Genomic DNA, 16,999 nt, shown 5'->3' on the forward strand with positions numbered 1-16,999 from the left:
CATCGTCCTGATTGACTTCGCATATAAGAACATATAGTGAACATACTAATGAAGAAGTCGCTAACAGAACGCTTGGCCATCCTTTCCGATGCTGCGAAATATGACGCTTCCTGCGCTTCCAGCGGCACGGTAAAACGTGATTCCCGGGCAAGTGGCGGGCTCGGTTCGACCGAGGGATCCGGCATCTGTCATGCCTATGCCCCGGACGGGCGGTGCATTTCGCTTCTGAAAATACTGCTGACCAATTTCTGCATCTACGACTGCGCCTATTGCGTCAATCGTTCGTCGAGCAATGTCGAAAGGGCGCGCTTTACGCCCGAGGAGGTCATCTGGCTGACGCTGGAATTCTATCGCCGCAACTATATCGAAGGCCTGTTCCTTTCCTCCGGCATTATTCGTTCGTCAGATTACACGATGGAAGAGATGGTCCGCATCGTCCGCGAACTGCGTGTGACCCACAATTTCCGCGGATATATCCATCTGAAATCGATCCCCGAGGCGTCGCCGCGTCTGATCGAGGAGGCGGGGCTTCATGCAGACAGGCTGTCGCTCAATATCGAGTTGCCGACGGATAACGGCATCACCCGCTTTGCGCCGGAAAAGAAGCCTGCCAATATCCGGCGATCGATGGGGGATCTGCGGCTGAAGATTGAGGCCGCCGGCGAACCGACGCTGCAGACGAAGAAGCGTCAGCGTTTCGTGCCGGCCGGCCAGAGCACACAGATGATCGTCGGCGCCGATGGCGCGAACGATGCGACGATCCTTGCGACCAGCGGCCGGCTTTATAGCAGCTACGGGCTGAAGCGCGTCTACTATTCCGCCTTCAGCCCGATTCCGGACTCGTCGAAAAACCTGCCGCTGATCAAGCCGCCGCTGATGCGGGAACACCGGCTCTATCAGGCCGACTGGCTCTATCGATTCTACGGTTTCGGCATCGACGAGATCACCGCAAACCAGGCGGGCGGCATGCTCGATCTCACCCTCGACCCCAAGCTTGCCTGGGCGCTCGCCAATCGGGCGGAATTCCCCGTCGATATCAACAAGGCCGAGCGTGAACGGTTGCTGCGTGTGCCCGGCCTCGGCACCAAGACAGTCAAAGCGATCGTTTCGGCCCGACGTTTTCGCCGGTTGCGGCTCGATGATCTCCAGCGGCTCGGCATTTCGATCAAGAAAGTCCAATCCTTCATCTCGGCGGAAGGCTGGTCGCCGCGCCGATTGATCGAGCGCCCCGACCTTCGCGCCATGTTCGAACCGCAACCCGAACAATTGTCGTTGCTGTGATGCGCCGGGTCGTGCTTGCAGGGCGCGGGGAGCTTGCCGAATGGCGTGACGCCGCGCGCGCTTTGGCGGTCGCCGGCATCCTGCCGGAAGAGATCGATTGGCGCGAAAAAAGCGAGGAGGCGGACCTTGTGTTTCAACGCGACGCCATGCCGCCGGCGCCTATCATGGCACGCAAGCCGATGACAGTGCCGCCCGCCTTCATCGATCTCGCGGAGACAGTTCTCTGCCATTCCGACCCGGCGCGCTTTTCCCTGCTTTACCGTCTGCTCTGGCGGCTGCAACTGGATCGGCAGCTGCTTGAAGTGGCCTCCGACGAGGACGTCGCCCGTGCCAGGCTGATGGCGAAAAACGTTCGGCGCGACGCGCACAAGATGACGGCCTTCGTCCGCTTCAAGGAGGTTGGTGCGGTGTCGGCGGGCCGTCGAAAATTCCTCGCCTGGTTCGAGCCGGATCACCATATCGTCAGGCGCACAGCGCCCTTCTTTCAACGGCGCTTCACCGACATGGACTGGCTGATCGCGACGCCCAAGGGATCGGCCGCCTGGGACGGCGAGCGGCTGACGATGAGCGACGAACCGTGTGAAAAACCCAATCTCACCGATGCTACCGACGAACTTTGGCGCACCTACTACGCCAGCATTTTCAATCCGGCGCGGTTGAAGCTGAAGGCGATGCAGGCGGAGATGCCGAAAAAATACTGGAAGAACCTGCCGGAAGCCGATCTCATCCCTGGGCTGATCGCATCGGCGGAGAGCCAGGTGCGGGCCATGGCTGCACGGGAGGCGACCCAGTCGTTGCCCTTTCACGATCGCCTGCAGGAAGCCGCGCGCAGCATTCCGGCCGAGCCCGAAGCGCCGGCGGGCACGCTGGAAGCACTGCGCGCGGAAGCTGCCGGCTGCACCCGCTGCCCGCTGCATGCAAAGGCCACGCAAACGGTATTCGGGGAGGGGCCGCGCGATGCAGAGGTGATGTTCGTCGGCGAGCAGCCGGGCGACCAGGAGGATATATCAGGGCGCCCCTTCGTCGGTCCGGCCGGCAGGCTGCTGGATCAGGTGATCACTGAAGCGGGCATTGATCGCTCAACGCTTTACGTCACCAATGCCGTCAAGCATTTCAAATATGAGCCGCGCGGCAAGCGTCGCATCCATCAGAAGCCCAATATGGGCGAGGTGAAGCATTGCCGCTGGTGGCTCAATCTGGAGATGGCACTGATCAAGCCGAAGCTCATCGTTGCGATGGGGGCGACGGCGCTCGCGGCGCTGACCGATACGAAACAGCGGCTTCAGGATGTCAGGGGGAAAGCGATCGCGATCGATGAGGAGCGAACGCTCTTCGTGACGGTGCATCCATCCTATCTGCTGCGTATTCCCGATGAGCGGCTGAGTGCGGAGGAACTGGCACGATTTCGCGAAGATATGCTGATGGTTCAGCGCCTTATGGTGGCCGCTGCATAAACTGATTCAGAAGCCTCCGGTGGTGCCCCAATGGCAAGGCTGGCGCCATCGCTCATCGAGCGATGGCGTTCCGTATCTCAGGCGAAATAGCTCTGCAGCGGCCGCACTTCCAGATTGCCGGCCTTCAGCGCCTTGATTGCCTGGGCGGCGGCTTCGGCGCCTGCCATCGTCGTGTAATAAGGCACCTTCTGCATCAGCGTCGCACGGCGCAGCGACTTGGAGTCGGAGATCGCCTTGTTGCCATCGGTGGTGTTGATGACGAGCTGGACCTGGCGGTTGCGGATCGCGTCCTCGATGTGCGGACGGCCTTCCAGCACCTTGTTGATCTTGGTGGCGGTGATACCGTTTTCGGCGAGGAAGCGGGCGGTGCCGCCGGTCGCCAGCACTTTGAAGCCCTGTTCGACGAGGATGCTGATCGCCGGCAGCACGCGCGGCTTGTCGGCGTCGCGGACGGAGACGAAGACCGTGCCGTCACGCGGCAGCTCGACGCCGGCGCCGAGTTGCGACTTGGCGAAGGCCAGTGCAAAATCGGTATCGAGGCCTATGACTTCACCGGTCGAGCGCATTTCCGGGCCGAGCAGCGTGTCGACGCCGGGGAAACGGGCGAAGGGGAAGACGGCTTCCTTGACAGCGATGTGCTTCAGCTTGCGCGGATCGGGCTTTTCGCCGTAGGCGGCGAAGGTCGCATCGAGTTTTTCGCCGGCCATGACGCGGGCGGCGATCTTGGCGATCGGCGCGCCGATGGTCTTAGCGACGAAGGGCACGGTTCGCGAGGCGCGCGGATTGACTTCGAGAACGTAGACGGTGCCGTCCTTGATGGCGAACTGGACGTTCATCAGGCCGCCGACATTGAGGGCCTTGGCCATGGCTTTCGCCTGGCGCTCCAGCTCGTCGAGCATCTCGTTGGAGAGCGTGCGCGGCGGCAGCGAGCAGGCGCTATCGCCGGAATGGATGCCGGCTTCCTCGATATGCTCCATGATGCCGGCGACATAGACGTCGGTGCCGTCCGAGAGGCAGTCGACGTCGACTTCGATGGCGTGGCTGAGATAGCTGTCGAAGAGCAGCGGGTTCTTGCCGAGCAGAGTGTTGATCTGGCCGGTCTTGTCGTTGGGATAGCGCTGCTTGATATCCTCAGGCACCAGTTCAGGCACGGTATCGAGCAGGTAGCTCTGCAGCTGGCCTTCCGAATGCAGGATCTGCATGGCGCGGCCGCCAAGCACGTAAGAGGGACGCACGACCAGCGGGAAGCCGATTTCGGTGGCGACCATGCGGGCCTGCTCGACCGAATAAGCAATGCCGTTGTTCGGCTGGTTGAGGTCGAGCTTCATCAGGAGCTTCTGGAAGCGGTCGCGGTCCTCGGCAAGGTCGATCATATCGGGCGCGGTGCCGAGGATCGGGATGCCGTTCTTTTCCAGCGCCTCGGCAAGCTTCAGCGGCGTCTGGCCGCCGAACTGGACGATGACGCCGACGACTTCACCTCTTTCCTGTTCTGCCCGCAGGATCTCGATCACGTCCTCGGCCGTCAGCGGCTCGAAATAGAGGCGGTCCGACGTGTCGTAGTCGGTCGAGACTGTTTCCGGGTTGCAGTTGATCATGATCGCCTCATAACCCGCATCCTTCAGCGCGAAGGCGGCGTGGCAGCAGCAATAGTCGAACTCGATGCCTTGGCCGATGCGGTTCGGGCCGCCGCCGAGGATGACGACCTTCTTGCGGTCGGAGACCTCAGCCTCGGAGCGGGCGGCGCCGACAAAAGGCGTCTCATAAGTCGAATACATATAGGCGGTCGGCGAGGCGAACTCGGCCGCACAGGTATCGATGCGCTTGAAGACAGGGCGGACATTCAGGCTGTTGCGGAATTCGGCGACTTCCTTCGGGCGCTTGCCGGTCAGCGTCGCCAGACGCGCGTCGGAGAAGCCCATGGCCTTCAGCATGCGCAGGTTTGCGGCATCATCAGGCAGGCCGTGCTCGCGGATCCGGGCTTCCATCTCGACGATCGCCTTCAGCTCGGCGATGAACCATGGGTCGATCTTGCAGCCTTCGTGGACTTCGGCTTCGCTCATGCCCTGGCGCAGCGCCTGGGCGACCATGCGCAGGCGATCGGGCGTCGGTGTGCCGATTGCAGCGCGGATGGCGTTCTGGCTGGATTCGCCCTCTTCGAAGCCGGGGATCTCGATTTCGTCGAGGCCGGTCAGGCCGGTTTCGAGGCCGCGCAGTGCCTTCTGCAGCGATTCGGCGAAGGTGCGGCCGATCGCCATGACTTCGCCGACCGACTTCATCGCGGTCGTCAGCACCGGCGAGGCGCCGGGGAATTTCTCGAAGGCGAAACGCGGGATCTTGGTGACGACGTAGTCGATCGACGGTTCGAAGGAGGCGGGCGTTGCGCCGCCGGTGATATCGTTATCCAGTTCGTCGAGCGTATAGCCGATCGCGAGCTTGGCGGCGATCTTGGCGATCGGGAAGCCGGTGGCCTTGGAGGCGAGCGCCGACGAGCGCGAGACGCGCGGGTTCATTTCGATGACGACGAGACGGCCGTCTTTCGGATTGACGGCGAACTGGACGTTCGAGCCGCCGGTCTCGACCCCGATCTCGCGCAGCACCGCGATCGAGGCGTTGCGCATGATCTGGTATTCCTTGTCCGTCAGCGTCAGGGCCGGCGCGACGGTGATCGAATCGCCGGTGTGGACGCCCATCGGATCGATGTTCTCGATCGAGCAGATGATGATGCAGTTGTCCGCCTTGTCGCGGACGACCTCCATTTCATATTCCTTCCAGCCGAGCACCGATTCTTCGACCAGCACTTCGGTGGTCGGCGAGGCATCGAGGCCGCCGCCGACGATCTCGAAAAATTCCGAGCGGTTGTAGGCGATGCCGCCGCCGGTACCGCCGAGCGTGAATGAGGGACGGATGATGGCGGGCAGGCCGACATGGTCGATCGCCTGGGCGGCAATCGCCATGGCATGGCTCATGTAACGCTGCTTGCGATCGCTCTCACCGAGGTTCCACTGGTTTTCCAGCTCGTCCAGCGCCTTGTCGAGGTCGGATCCCGAGAGGCTTTCGCGCAGCTTGACGCGCTCGGCCTCATGCGTCTTGCGGTCGAGGTCCTTGATGTCGGTGGCGTTCGCCAGCATCGAGCGCGGAGTTTCCAGCCCAATGCGGGCCATCGCCTCGCGAAACAGAGCGCGGTCCTCGGCCATGTCGATGGCGGCGGGCTTGGCGCCGATCATCTCGACATTGTAGCGGTCGAGCACGCCCATGCGCTTCAGCGAAAGCGCGGTGTTCAGCGCCGTCTGGCCGCCCATGGTCGGCAGCAGCGCATCCGGGCGTTCCTTGGCGATGATCTTGGCGACAACCTCGGGGGTGATCGGCTCGACATAGGTGGCGTCGGCAAGGCCCGGATCGGTCATGATCGTCGCCGGGTTGGAGTTGACGAGGATGACGCGGTAGCCTTCCTCCTTCAGCGCCTTGCAGGCCTGGGTGCCGGAATAGTCGAACTCGCAAGCCTGGCCGATAACGATCGGTCCCGCGCCGATGATAAGGATCGATTTGATGTCTTGGCGCTTCGGCATGGGTGCTTCCGTTTTCTGGCTGCGCAGAAAGCCGGCCAGGGTGGGAGATCACCGGGTCGGGTCGCGCATGCTGGGTCTTTTCAGGCTAGAAGCGGCTTATAGGCAAATGTATTTGCAAACGGAACCCCATAAATCGCGGAATCGACAGGAATCCAACACGCGAAGGGCTATTTCTCGTCAGGCACGAGGAGTACCCGAATTTCGCCGCGCTGCTTCAGGAAGAGCGAAAGCGGGAGTCCCGTCAAGCACCTACAGCGCCGCGCGTCTTCTTTACGTGAAGCGGCGGCGCACATCCTCGGCATAGCTGCGGCTGACCGGGATTTCCGTGCCGTCGCGGGTGAGGATCAGCAGCCTGCCATTGTCGCGTTTCAGGCTTTCGACATGGGCGTCGGCCACCCAGTGCGAGCGATGGGCGCGAAGGCCCGGCGTCGCGGCGGTTTCCCTCAGCGCATCGGCGAAACGCAAGAGCACCAGTTCGCGCCCGCGGCTGGTCACCACCTCGGTATAGTGGTCCTGGACGGAAAGGCGCAGCAGCGCGCCACGATTCTCAGGCTTCAGCCGGTCGAGGATCGAGGCTGCGGGGCTGGTTTCCTCAGGTGCTGCGGCTTCGGCGATTTTCTGGCTCATCGCCATGTAGGTCAAAAGGCAGAAGAGGGCGCAGAGCGGCACCGCAAAAAGCGCGCGCTGCAGGCCGCTTTCCAGCGTGGTCGCTTCGCCGGTGAAGACATAGTCGACGAGGCCGATGGCAAAACCGATCGGCAGGGCGGCTATGAGCGAGCCCGCCATCATGCGGGCGAACATCGAAATGATCACTCCCTGCAGCAGTCTTTCGGCTGCGACTGCGCAGAGAATGGCGATCGTCCAGGCAATGGCATGCAGGCTCAGCCAGTAGGCGAGGCGTTCGCCGAAGGCCATGCTTTCCATCGTGCCGTAGGGACCGGTGACGGCAAAGAGCAGGACGATCGCGGCAAAGGTTCCCCAGAAGCGCCGGGAGTGGAGAAAGACCTGCAATTCGCGAAGCGTGGATTGCAAGAAGAGGTGAATCACGAAGTTTTCCTGCCGTTTGCGCGGTTCGGATTGAGGCGGATGCAGTCTTGGCGGAAAGAAGGACCGAATTCAACCGGATGTCGCTGATGACCGTCGAACCGCTCCTCGCCGCCCCGCTCGCCGTTCAGATCCATGTCACTGCTGTTACGCCGGCGGCACTTCTCGGCGCCTATGTCCTGCTGCGCCCCAAGGGCACGCCGCTGCACCGTCTGCTCGGCAGGATCTGGATGGCGCTGATGGTTGTCACGGCGGTATCGAGCTTCTTCATTCACGAACTCGATCTCTTCTATGGGTTCAGCCCGATCCATCTTCTGTCGATTGCAACGTTGTTCGGCAGCTGGAATGCGATCGCGGCGGCTCGCCGCGGCGATATCCGTCTGCATAAGCGCATCGTCGCCGGCCTTTATTTCGGCGGCATCGTGCTTGCCGGCCTGTTCACTTTCCTGCCTGGCCGGATCATGCATGCGGTCATCTTCACCGGCGTGGAATGGCCGGCTGTCCTTGCTGCGGCGGTGATCGGCTCGATACTGATCGCAATCGTGCTGCGTCGCCGACGCGGGCGCCTGATTGCCCGATGAAGTCGCTGGAATTCCGGCCGCTGACGGATATATAACTCCTTGAGCGCAAGCACAGGCATTGCCGGGGAGAGCGAAGATGGAATGGAAAGGCCGGCGTCAGTCCGACAATATCGAGGATCGCCGCAGCGATCCGACCGGCGGCGGTTTCGGCCGCGGCGGCGGCTTCAACTTTCCTTCCGGCGGCGGTGTTCGCCGGGCCGGTGGCGGCCTCAGCATCGGCACGATCGTCTTCCTCATCGTCATCTATTTTATCTTCAAGATGATGGGCATCGATCTGCTGCAGATGCTCGATACCGGCGGCACGACAAGCGGTCCCGGCTACGAGCAGAGCCAGTCCGGCGGAACACGCACGCCCGCCAACGACGAGATGACCGCTTTCATGCGCACCGTTCTTGCCGAGACCGAGGATACCTGGCAGGGCATCTTCCAGGCGCAGGGCCAAAATTACGAGGAGCCGAGCCTCGTGCTGTTCTCGGGCTCGACGGCATCGGCCTGTGGCTCCGCATCATCCGCAACAGGTCCGTTCTACTGCCCGAGCGACCACAAGGTTTATCTCGACACCGAATTCTTCCAGGAGCTTTCCGACCGCTTCGGCGCGTCGGGTGATTTCGCCGAGGCCTATGTCGTTGCTCATGAGGTCGGCCATCATGTGCAGAACCTGCTCGGCATCCTGCCGAAGTTCAACCAGGCCCGCCAGCGCATGAGCGAGGCCGACGCCAACAAGATGTCGGTGCGCGTCGAGCTGCAGGCCGATTGCTTTGCCGGCATCTGGGGCAAATATACGCAGCAGAAGGGCCTGCTCGAGTCAGGCGATCTGGAGGAAGCGCTGAACGCAGCCCAGCAGATCGGCGACGATTCGCTGCAGAAGCGGTCACAGGGTTATGTCGTGCCGGAAAGCTTCAACCACGGTACCTCGGAGCAGCGGGTCAAATGGTTCAAGCGCGGCTTCGACAGCGGCCAGCTGTCGGCCTGCGATACGTTCTCGGGACCGGTTTGAGGAGAGATGAAGGGGCGCACGGCACATAGCGCGTCACAGCCCCTTCCATCCCTTGCTTACTTCTCGCTGTCCATATGCTGCAGCATATGCTCAGGATAACGCCCACCCGCCGCCGCGTCTTTCGGCACGGCGCGTTCGATGACGGCGAAGTCTTCTGGCGACAGATCGACTGCGCGTGAGCCGAGCGCCTCGGTCAGCCGGTCGCGGCGGCGAGCGCCGATGATCGGGACGATGTCCTTGCCTTTGGCGGCGACCCAGGCGATGGCGATCTGGGCGACCGAGACGCTCTTTGCCTTGGCAATCTCGCGCAGCTTCTCCACCAGAGCGAGGTTCTGATCGATATTGCCTTCCTGGAAGCGCGGGCTGTAGGCGCGGAAATCGCCGGCCGTTCCGCCCTGGCCCTTCTGCCAATGGCCGCTGATCAGGCCGCGCGAGAGCACACCGTAGGCGGTGATCGAGATGCCGAGTTCGCGTGTCGTCGGCAGGATCTTCTCCTCGATGCCGCGCGAGATCAGCGAATATTCGATCTGCAAGTCGACGATCGGGGCCACAGTGGCGGCGCGGCGGATCGTGTCGGCGCCGACTTCCGACAGGCCGATATGCTTGACATAACCCGCCTTGACCATGTCGGCGATGGCGCCGACCGTGTCCTCGATCGGCACGTTCGGATCGAGGCGGGCGGGACGGTAGATGTCGATATAGTCGACGCCGAGGCGCTGCAGCGTATAGCTGAGGAAGTTCTTCACCGCGACCGGGCGGGCGTCGATGCCGCTCCAGCCGCCGACGGGATCGCGCAGGCCGCCGAACTTGACGCTGATGACGGCGTCTTCGCGCCTGCGACCCTTCAATGCCTCGCCGATCAGCATTTCGTTATGGCCCATGCCGTAGAAATCGCCGGTGTCGAGCAGGTTGATGCCGGCATCGAGCGCGGCATGGATCGTCGCGATGCTTTCTGCGCGATCGGAGGGGCCGTACATGCCCGACATGCCCATGCAGCCGAGGCCGATGGCCGAGACATCGGGTCCGGTCTTTCCCAAACGATAGGTCTGCATTGTTTTCTCCATCAGTTTGCGCCGCCGGGCGTCGTCCTCGATACCGTTCTACCGCTTTCGCATTCGGGCGATAATCGGACGGCATCGAACAGGCTGTGCGGCGAAGTGCACAATGACCGGTCTTCTCTTGGACCAGTCTTCTCTTGGACTGGGCTTCTCTGGTGATCTGGATGCCGTCGCGGCGATTGCAAGGGACTCTTCGCCCGGCGATCCGCTGGGCGGCTCTCGATCTCCTGAAGCTGGAACGGCAGCGCGCGCCCATCGGTTGAGGCCTCTCATAAATTTCCCGTTGAGCATTATCAAAAACTTTGAAATGTTCACGGATTGTTTCGGTTTCTTTTCTGAGCTATGTCACTTTCTCGGCGACGAGATCGTCTTTTCAGAAGCAACCGCTGTAGAGATGCCTCATGCTTGACCCTAAATTCGTTCGCCGCGGCCTTTTCCTGGTCTTCATCATCCTCTTCCTCGACATTATCGGTATTGCCATCATCATGCCGGTGCTGCCCGCCTATCTGGAGCAGCTGACCGGCGACAGCGTCAGCGACGCAGCGATTGACGGCGGCTGGCTGATGCTCGTCTATGCCGGCATGCAATTCCTGTTCGCGCCGCTGCTCGGAAACCTGTCCGACCGTTTCGGCCGCCGGCCGATCCTGTTGCTTTCGGTGCTGACCTTCGCGATCGACAATTTCATCTGCGGCATCGCCACCAGCTTCTGGATGCTGTTCGTCGGCCGCGTGCTTGCTGGTATCAGTGGCGGCAGTTTCGCCACCTGCTCGGCCTATATCGCCGATATCAGCACGGAGGAGAACCGGGCGAAAAATTTCGGGCTGATCGGCATCGCCTTCGGCGTCGGCTTCACCATCGGCCCCGTCGTTGGCGGTGTCCTCGGCGAATTCGGCCCGCGTGTGCCGTTCCTCGGCGCGGCTGCGCTGTCGCTTCTGAATTTCATCGCCGCCTGTTTCCTTTTGCCCGAGACGCTGGAGGCGAAGAACCGCCGCCGGTTCGAGTGGAAACGTGCCAATCCGCTCGGCGCGTTGCGCCAGATGCGCCATTATCCTGGCGTCGGCTGGGTCAGCCTCGTCATGTTCCTGTTTTTCCTGGCGCATGCCGTCTATCCCTCGGTCTGGTCGTTCGTCTCGACCTATCGCTACGGCTGGAGCGAGGGACAGATCGGCCTGTCGCTCGGCATTTACGGCATCGGCGCCGTGATCGTCATGGGGCTGGTTCTGCCGCGGATCGTGCCGGTGCTCGGCGAGTGGAAGACCGCTCTTCTCGGCCTGTGCTTCTCGGCCGTCGGTCTCACCGGCTATGCCTTCGCCTGGGAGGGCTGGGTCGTCTATGTCATCATCGTTGCGACTGTCATGGAAAACGTCGCCGATCCGCCGCTGCGCAGCATTGCCGCCGGCATGGTGCCGCCTTCGGCGCAGGGTGAGCTGCAGGGCGCGCTTACCAGCCTCAGCAGCGTCACCACCATCGCCGGACCGTTGATCTTCACGCAGATGTTCGGTTACTTCACGCGGCCCGAGGCGCCGGTCACTTTTGCCGGCGCGCCCTATCTTGCCGCCGCCCTGTTCATCCTGGTGGCCGCCGGCGTGTTCCTCCTGCGGGTCCGGGTCCGCGAGCCGGCTGAGGCGCTGGAAGCGGCCGGTTGATCGATCAGAAACGCTGATGCGATGATGAATTTTTCATCATCTGCCTCATTTGGGGTAGTTCTTTGCAGGGCTTTGATCTAAGCCCGGATGATATTTCGCCGCAAGCTGCGGCGACGCATATTTCAATCACAGGACTGGTGTCATGGACACGCCGATCGACGCGCGCAGACTTGCGCCGACAAACGATAATCGTTGGAGCGCACATTTCCGTGCCACGCTGGCGCTCGGCATTCCGCTGATCGGCGCCCAGCTCGCTCAGCTCGGCATCCACACCACCGACGTGATGATCATCGGACGTCTCGGCGCCGAGCAGCTGGCGGCGATGGTGCTGTCGGCCCAATTCCTCTTCACGATCCTTATCTTCGGATCGGGCTTTGCGATCGCCGTCATTCCGCTGGTGGCCCAGGCCTATGGCCGCGGCGACGTCGTCTCGGTGCGCCGATCGCTGCGCATGGGTCTCTGGGTGGTGATCGGATTCTGGATCATCATGCAACCGGCCTTCTTCAATGCGGAACAGATCCTGCTTTTTGCGCAGCAGAAGCCCGAGGTGGCCAAGCTCGCACACGGCTACATCATGATCGGTCAGTTCGGCGTGTTGCCGGCGCTGCTCTTCAACGTCATGCGCTCGCTCGTCAGCGCCATCGGCAAGGCGGGCATCATCCTCAACGTCACCATCGCCACGCTGGTGATGAACGCGATCTTTGCCTATATCCTCGTACTCGGCCATTTCGGCTTTCCGGCGATGGGGCTCGAGGGTGCGGCGATCGTTTCGGTCGTGGTGCAGACAGCCGGCTTCCTCTTCATCCTGGCTTTCGTGCAGCGGCGGGAAGAGACGCGGCGCTACGAGATCTTCGTGCGGTTCTGGAAACCCGACTGGCACGCGCTGCTGGAGGTCATCCGGCTCGGTTTCCCGATCAGCGTCACCATCCTTGCCGAGGTCAGCCTGTTCACGGTGGCTTCGCTGCTGATGGGCTATATCGGCACCATCGAGCTTGCGGCTCATGGCATTGCCCTGCAATGGGCCTCGATCGCCTTCATGATTCCGCTCGGCCTCAGCCAGGCGGCAACGGTGCGCGTCGGTGTCGCCCACGGGCAGGGCGATTATCAGGGGCTGGTGCGCGCTTCGATCACCGTGCTCGTCCTCGCCTGCGCCATTTCGGCGGTGGGCAGCGTGCTCTTTGCCTCCATGCCGCAATTCCTCGGCAGCTGGTTCCTCGACGTCAACTCGCCCGAGGCGCCCGAGGTACTTGCCTATGCCGGGCCGCTGATCGTCGTTGCCGGCCTTTTCCAGCTGGTCGACGGGCTGCAGGTGATCGCCAATGGATTGCTGCGCGGCCTCAAGGACGCCCGTGTGCCGATGATCATGGCGTTGATCGCCTACTGGCCGATCGGCTTCTTCCTCGCCTGGGCCTTTGCCTTCCCGCTCGGTTTCGGCGGCATCGGCATCTGGTTCGGCTTCCTCGTCGGGCTGGCGGCGGCTGCCGTCATGCTCTGCGCGCGCTTCTACCTTCTTCTTCGCCGGGAGGGAGTGACGGCGGGCTCCTGATATCTCCTAATCAGGCTGCGACCGGCTTGTAGCCGGCGATATCGGCGCGGATGCCGAGCCGTTCGAACATTTCCTGCGGACTAAGGTTCGCCGTTGCCTGCGCGGCGGCGACCGCTGCCTGCGACCGCTCGAACGCCTCGGCATTTTCCCATTCGGCGATCGCCACAAAGTTGAATTCGCCGGGTCCGGCGACCTGTTCCAGGACGGAGTGACGGGTGAAGCCTTCCTGCGCCTGCAGCAAGGTATGTGTGCATACCATATGCATCAGGAACTCGTCGCGCGCCGGGGGCGGTACGGCGAACTTGTCGATCCTGTAGAAAACGCCGTTCATCCATTCTCTCCTGCATCATATGTTTGCAGGTAGCTCTGTAATTCCTCAAGTTAGGTTGAGGTCAATATACGAACGAAGAAAAAGGCCCACCTGTGCGAGCCTTCATCAGAAGTGTGAATTATTTGAAATCAGCGTTCGGCGAGCGCCGGTTCGCCCTTCTTCTCGCGCACCATGTTGATGAAGCGGCGGAAGAGATAGTGGCTGTCCTGCGGGCCCGGAGAGGCTTCCGGATGGTGCTGGACCGAGAAGACCTGCTTGCCGAGGACGCGCAGGCCGCAATTGGTGCCGTCGAAAAGCGAAATATGAGTCTCTTCAACGCCATCCGGCAGCGACTTCGAGTCGACCGCGAAGCCGTGGTTCATCGAGACGATCTCGACCTTGCCGGTCGTATGGTCCTTGACGGGGTGGTTGGCGCCGTGATGGCCCTGATGCATCTTCTCGGTCTTCGCGCCGAGTGCGAGACCCAGCATCTGGTGGCCGAGGCAGATGCCGAAGACTGGGATATCGGTCTTGATCAGCGTCTTGATGACAGGCACGGCATAGTCGCCGGTTGCCGCCGGATCGCCCGGGCCGTTCGACAGGAAGATGCCGTCCGGCTGCATGGCGAGCACGTCTTCGGCGCTCGTCGCGGCCGGCACGACGGTCACCTTGCAGTCGAGGCCGGCAAACAGGCGCAGGATGTTGCGCTTGACGCCGTAATCGAGGCAGACGACGTGGTATTTCGCGTCCGTTGCCTTGAGTTCACCGTAGCCTTCATTCCAGACCCACGGCGTTTCGGTCCATTGCGAGGACTGGCCCGACGAGGCGATCTTGGCGAGGTCGAGACCTTCAAGCCCACTCCAGGCTTTGGCTTCGGCCTTCAGCGTCTCGATGTCGAAGACGCCGTTCGGATCGTGGGCGATGACCGCGTTCGGAGCGCCGTTCTCACGGATCCAGGCGGTCAGTGCGCGCGTGTCGATGCCGCAGAGACCGATGACGCCGCGGGCCTTCAGCCATTGGTCGAGGTGCTTGGCGGCGCGGTAGTTCGAGGGCTCAGTGATGTCGGCCTTGAAGATGACGCCAACGGCGCCGTGGCGGGCGGCAGGCGTCAGGTCCTCGATGTCTTCATCATTGGTGCCGATATTGCCGATATGCGGGAAGGTGAAGGTGACGATCTGGCCGAGATAGGAGGGGTCCGTCAGGATCTCCTCATAGCCGGTGAGCGCTGTGTTGAAGACCACTTCGGCCGGCACCTTGCCGGTGGCGCCGATGCCCTTGCCTTCGATGACCGTGCCGTCGGCAAGAACGAGCAGGGCGGTCGGCTTTTCGATTGTCCAGGGTGCTGTCGCGGTCATCTTCATCCCGTTTCCGGCAGGTGGGCGCGTTGCCGCGCTCGTCGCCATTTGATTTCGCAGGCGTGTGGACACGGCAATGCCGCGCGCTTCAGGCCTGATCACGAATTTTGGTGCAGGTGGCGGTAAATAGCCACGCAATCGCTTAGCGTCAATCTTTGTAGCCGAGATCGCGGCCGTTTTCCTGCGCTTTATCGCACTGACCGCGCAATTTATTTGATCCGCCGCATCAGCGTGGTTTATGAAGCGGCATCAAAACAGGAGTGAAGACCATGCTGCGCGATCAACTCGCCACCCAGCTGAAAGAGGCGATGAAGGCCAAGAATGCGGAGCGGCTTTCCACCGTCCGGCTGATTCAGGCCGCGGTCAAGGACCGCGATATCGCCAACCGCGGCACCGGCAAGGAGCAGGCGAGCGACGACGAGATTCTGCAGATCCTCGCCAAAATGGTGAAGCAGCGTGACGAATCGGCCAAGATCTACGAGGAGAATTCCCGGCCGGAGCTTGCCGCCAAGGAGCGCGCCGAAATCATCGTCATCCAGGATTTCATGCCGAAGCAGCTTTCGGACGGCGAAGTGCGCGCCAACGTCTCGGCGATCATCACTGAAACGGGCGCCGCAGGCGGCAAGGACATGGGCAAGGTAATGGCGGCGCTGAAGGAGCGTTATGCCGGCCAGATGGATTTCGCCAAGGCGTCGGCGACCGTCAAGGAACTGTTGAACGGATAAGCCTCAGACAACTTGCCTTGCCTGCGGTTCGTCACGGACCGCAGGCCCGAGCACCGCTTCGGCGGCGGCATCGATGATGGCGAATTTCGCCGCCTGATAATTCCAGTATTCGCGGATGAAATGGGCCGACAGCCAGAAGTCGCCCTTGCGGGAGGGTTCGGTCCAGCCAATGCTCTCCATGGTTGCTGCCTGCATCAGAAGCCGCTTCAGGTGGGTATTGGAGATCATGAACTGTTCGCGGATTTCCCTGAGCGACAGAGGGCCGAGCACGACGCGTTCGGCCGTCCTTGGAAATTCGGGAAGGCGCGAGATCAGGTAGTCCATCACCAGCCCGCCGGAATTCGCCCAGTTGAAGAGGTTGAAGGTGGCGCCCGGATTGCGGACCGCTTCACTCCCGATGATCGCCCTTGCGATCAGCGGCTGGATCGCTGCCATCATTGCCGAGGGATCGGCGGCAATCTTATCGGCGCGCTCACCGCCGTCGAGACCGTCGAGGATCATCATATGGGCGACGAGCCACCGGGTAAAATGCTGCTCGGCGATTTCGGTAGGCTCCAGGTAGCGTGTGCGCTTGTCGGGGCCGGGAACCGGCCGCAGGAAGCGATAGGCCAGCATTTCCTGCATGAAGGCTGCGGCCGTGTTGCGGCTGGCGATGTCGTTCCTGACCGCAAAATCGATGAAGCGGCCGGAATAGAGGCCGCCGCTCTTCCCGTCGTCGGAATAGCCGTAATGAAGCGCGAAGCCGGCATGGGCCATCAGCCAGCGCTGCTGCGCGGCGAAGATGGAGGCGATGCGCGGGCTCTCGCGATAGATGGCGAGCATCTGATCGGCGCAATGCAGGATGGCAGCGAGAAAGCGATCGTCTGCTGCAAGGTTGTCCGCGGTAAAAGCCATTTGGAGAGGTCCAGGGAGTTCGGCGCATACATCTTTCATGCGAGCGCCGCCTGTCAACGGTTTTATCGATAAGCGGTTAATTTCAAAGGGAGAGTTGTCGCAGCAGAGCCCAAAATTTAAGAAGGCAGGAGCTGGGGGCGCTCCTGCCTTCTTGCTCTTTGCTTCCTCCGGCACGCAGGGCCGAAGCCCAAGCCGGAGGGTATTTGCAAAGGCACCCTTGCGAAGCGGCGCCGGGGGTAGGGATGGTGCTTCGCTCGGGGATCGCTTTGTTGAGATCGAACCTATTGCGGTGCGGCGGCGTATTCAAATTACAAAAAAATAATAATTGCCGGAATCGGCGGTTTGGGAGGCGCCTAGGCGGCTTCTCGGGAGGTGGCGCGAGGGATGATGAGGCGCAATCACCTGATTGAATAACCATTTGTTTCAAAAAGATTTTTTCTCAACTGTGTTGGAGGTCCACGCTCTCGCGGAAGCTTTTCTGACGGCGGAATTCCTGCTCCGAAGAGACAATAATGTCGCACCCTGTCGCAGGGGGCGATAAC

The 16,999-nt window shown here is 61.9% G+C and carries 14 protein-coding genes; 8 read left to right on the forward strand and 6 right to left on the reverse strand.

Features of this window, described 5'->3' with window-relative positions; translation table 11 throughout:
• Nucleotides 1-48: 48 nt before the first annotated feature.
• Nucleotides 49-1,281: a putative DNA modification/repair radical SAM protein gene (locus HX898_RS00400; RefSeq protein ID WP_180193698.1), complete on the forward strand. Its 1,233-nt coding sequence runs from the start codon at nt 49-51 to the stop codon at nt 1,279-1,281.
• The gene (locus HX898_RS00405; protein ID WP_180193699.1) at nt 1,281-2,735 is read left to right on the forward strand and encodes a UdgX family uracil-DNA binding protein; all 1,455 of its coding nucleotides are present in this window, start codon (nt 1,281-1,283) and stop codon (nt 2,733-2,735) included. The genes HX898_RS00400 and HX898_RS00405 overlap by 1 nt, the downstream gene beginning before the upstream one ends.
• A 77-nt stretch (nt 2,736-2,812) precedes the next feature.
• Here HX898_RS00405 and carB read toward each other — a convergent pair whose 3' ends face one another.
• Together carB and HX898_RS00415 are read right to left on the reverse strand one after the other, a co-directional pair.
• Complete coding sequence (gene carB / locus HX898_RS00410; RefSeq protein ID WP_138330430.1) at nt 2,813-6,301, reverse strand: carbamoyl-phosphate synthase large subunit; 3,489 nt, start codon at nt 6,299-6,301, stop codon at nt 2,813-2,815.
• Nucleotides 6,302-6,571: 270 nt separating this feature from the next.
• Nucleotides 6,572-7,348, reverse strand: coding sequence for a LytTR family DNA-binding domain-containing protein (locus HX898_RS00415; RefSeq protein WP_138330431.1), 777 nt, complete (start codon nt 7,346-7,348; stop codon nt 6,572-6,574).
• 47 nt (nt 7,349-7,395) lie between these two features.
• Between HX898_RS00415 and HX898_RS00420 the strand changes: the two genes are divergently transcribed.
• Together HX898_RS00420 and HX898_RS00425 are read left to right on the forward strand one after the other, a co-directional pair.
• Nucleotides 7,396-7,926, forward strand: a complete 531-nt coding sequence (locus HX898_RS00420; RefSeq protein WP_138330432.1) for a DUF2306 domain-containing protein — start codon at nt 7,396-7,398, stop codon at nt 7,924-7,926.
• A gap of 76 nt (nt 7,927-8,002) precedes the next feature.
• Complete coding sequence (locus HX898_RS00425; protein ID WP_138330433.1) at nt 8,003-8,923, forward strand: neutral zinc metallopeptidase; 921 nt, start codon at nt 8,003-8,005, stop codon at nt 8,921-8,923.
• Nucleotides 8,924-8,979: 56 nt separating this feature from the next.
• On the opposite strand, the gene HX898_RS00430 is transcribed toward HX898_RS00425, so the two are convergent.
• Nucleotides 8,980-9,975 (reverse strand): aldo/keto reductase, encoded by a 996-nt coding sequence (locus HX898_RS00430; RefSeq protein ID WP_180193700.1) that lies wholly within the window; start codon nt 9,973-9,975, stop codon nt 8,980-8,982.
• A 112-nt stretch (nt 9,976-10,087) separates the two neighbouring features.
• On the opposite strand from HX898_RS00430, the gene HX898_RS00435 reads away from it, so the two are divergent.
• From HX898_RS00435 to HX898_RS00445, 3 genes are all read left to right on the forward strand, one after another.
• Nucleotides 10,088-10,390, forward strand: a complete 303-nt coding sequence (locus tag HX898_RS00435; RefSeq protein ID WP_138330435.1) for a hypothetical protein — start codon at nt 10,088-10,090, stop codon at nt 10,388-10,390.
• A complete protein-coding gene (locus tag HX898_RS00440) occupies nt 10,383-11,627 on the forward strand; it encodes a TCR/Tet family MFS transporter (RefSeq protein ID WP_180193701.1) in 1,245 nt (414 codons plus the stop codon). The genes HX898_RS00435 and HX898_RS00440 overlap by 8 nt, the downstream gene beginning before the upstream one ends.
• Before the next feature lie 142 nt (nt 11,628-11,769).
• A complete protein-coding gene (locus HX898_RS00445) occupies nt 11,770-13,173 on the forward strand; it encodes an MATE family efflux transporter (protein WP_180193702.1) in 1,404 nt (467 codons plus the stop codon).
• A 10-nt stretch (nt 13,174-13,183) separates the two neighbouring features.
• Here the strand turns inward: HX898_RS00445 and HX898_RS00450 are convergent, their stop codons facing one another.
• Entirely contained in the window at nt 13,184-13,504 is a 321-nt protein-coding gene (locus HX898_RS00450) for an antibiotic biosynthesis monooxygenase (RefSeq protein WP_138386961.1), read from the reverse strand.
• A gap of 128 nt (nt 13,505-13,632) precedes the next feature.
• Nucleotides 13,633-14,838, reverse strand: a complete 1,206-nt coding sequence (gene carA / locus HX898_RS00455; RefSeq protein WP_011652894.1) for a glutamine-hydrolyzing carbamoyl-phosphate synthase small subunit — start codon at nt 14,836-14,838, stop codon at nt 13,633-13,635.
• Nucleotides 14,839-15,107: 269 nt separating this feature from the next.
• Here carA and HX898_RS00460 point away from each other — a divergent pair, with 269 nt between their 5' ends.
• Nucleotides 15,108-15,563, forward strand: a complete 456-nt coding sequence (locus HX898_RS00460) for a GatB/YqeY domain-containing protein (protein ID WP_138386962.1) — start codon at nt 15,108-15,110, stop codon at nt 15,561-15,563.
• A 3-nt stretch (nt 15,564-15,566) separates the two neighbouring features.
• Here HX898_RS00460 and HX898_RS00465 read toward each other — a convergent pair whose 3' ends face one another.
• A complete protein-coding gene (locus HX898_RS00465) occupies nt 15,567-16,457 on the reverse strand; it encodes a hypothetical protein (protein ID WP_138386963.1) in 891 nt (296 codons plus the stop codon).
• Nucleotides 16,458-16,999 lie beyond the last annotated feature (542 nt).

The sequence above is a fragment of the Rhizobium sp. WYCCWR 11128 genome (assembly GCF_013416305.1).
GTDB classification, from domain to species: Bacteria; Pseudomonadota; Alphaproteobacteria; order Rhizobiales; family Rhizobiaceae; genus Rhizobium; species Rhizobium indicum.

Excerpts from the sequence above, each read along its gene's own strand:
- HX898_RS00400 (WP_180193698.1), top strand. The coding sequence starts at position 49 with ATGAAGAAGTCGCTAACAGAACGCTTGGCCATCCTTTCCGATGCTGCG.
- HX898_RS00405 (WP_180193699.1), top strand. The coding sequence starts at position 1,281 with ATGCGCCGGGTCGTGCTTGCAGGGCGCGGGGAGCTTGCCGAATGGCGT.
- carB (WP_138330430.1), bottom strand. The coding sequence starts at position 6,301 with ATGCCGAAGCGCCAAGACATCAAATCGATCCTTATCATCGGCGCGGGA.
- HX898_RS00425 (WP_138330433.1), top strand. The coding sequence starts at position 8,003 with ATGGAATGGAAAGGCCGGCGTCAGTCCGACAATATCGAGGATCGCCGC.
- HX898_RS00430 (WP_180193700.1), bottom strand. The coding sequence starts at position 9,975 with ATGCAGACCTATCGTTTGGGAAAGACCGGACCCGATGTCTCGGCCATC.
- HX898_RS00435 (WP_138330435.1), top strand. The coding sequence starts at position 10,088 with ATGACCGGTCTTCTCTTGGACCAGTCTTCTCTTGGACTGGGCTTCTCT.
- HX898_RS00440 (WP_180193701.1), top strand. The coding sequence starts at position 10,383 with ATGCTTGACCCTAAATTCGTTCGCCGCGGCCTTTTCCTGGTCTTCATC.
- HX898_RS00445 (WP_180193702.1), top strand. The coding sequence starts at position 11,770 with ATGGACACGCCGATCGACGCGCGCAGACTTGCGCCGACAAACGATAAT.
- HX898_RS00450 (WP_138386961.1), bottom strand. The coding sequence starts at position 13,504 with ATGAACGGCGTTTTCTACAGGATCGACAAGTTCGCCGTACCGCCCCCG.
- carA (WP_011652894.1), bottom strand. The coding sequence starts at position 14,838 with ATGACCGCGACAGCACCCTGGACAATCGAAAAGCCGACCGCCCTGCTC.
- HX898_RS00460 (WP_138386962.1), top strand. The coding sequence starts at position 15,108 with ATGCTGCGCGATCAACTCGCCACCCAGCTGAAAGAGGCGATGAAGGCC.
- HX898_RS00465 (WP_138386963.1), bottom strand. The coding sequence starts at position 16,457 with ATGGCTTTTACCGCGGACAACCTTGCAGCAGACGATCGCTTTCTCGCT.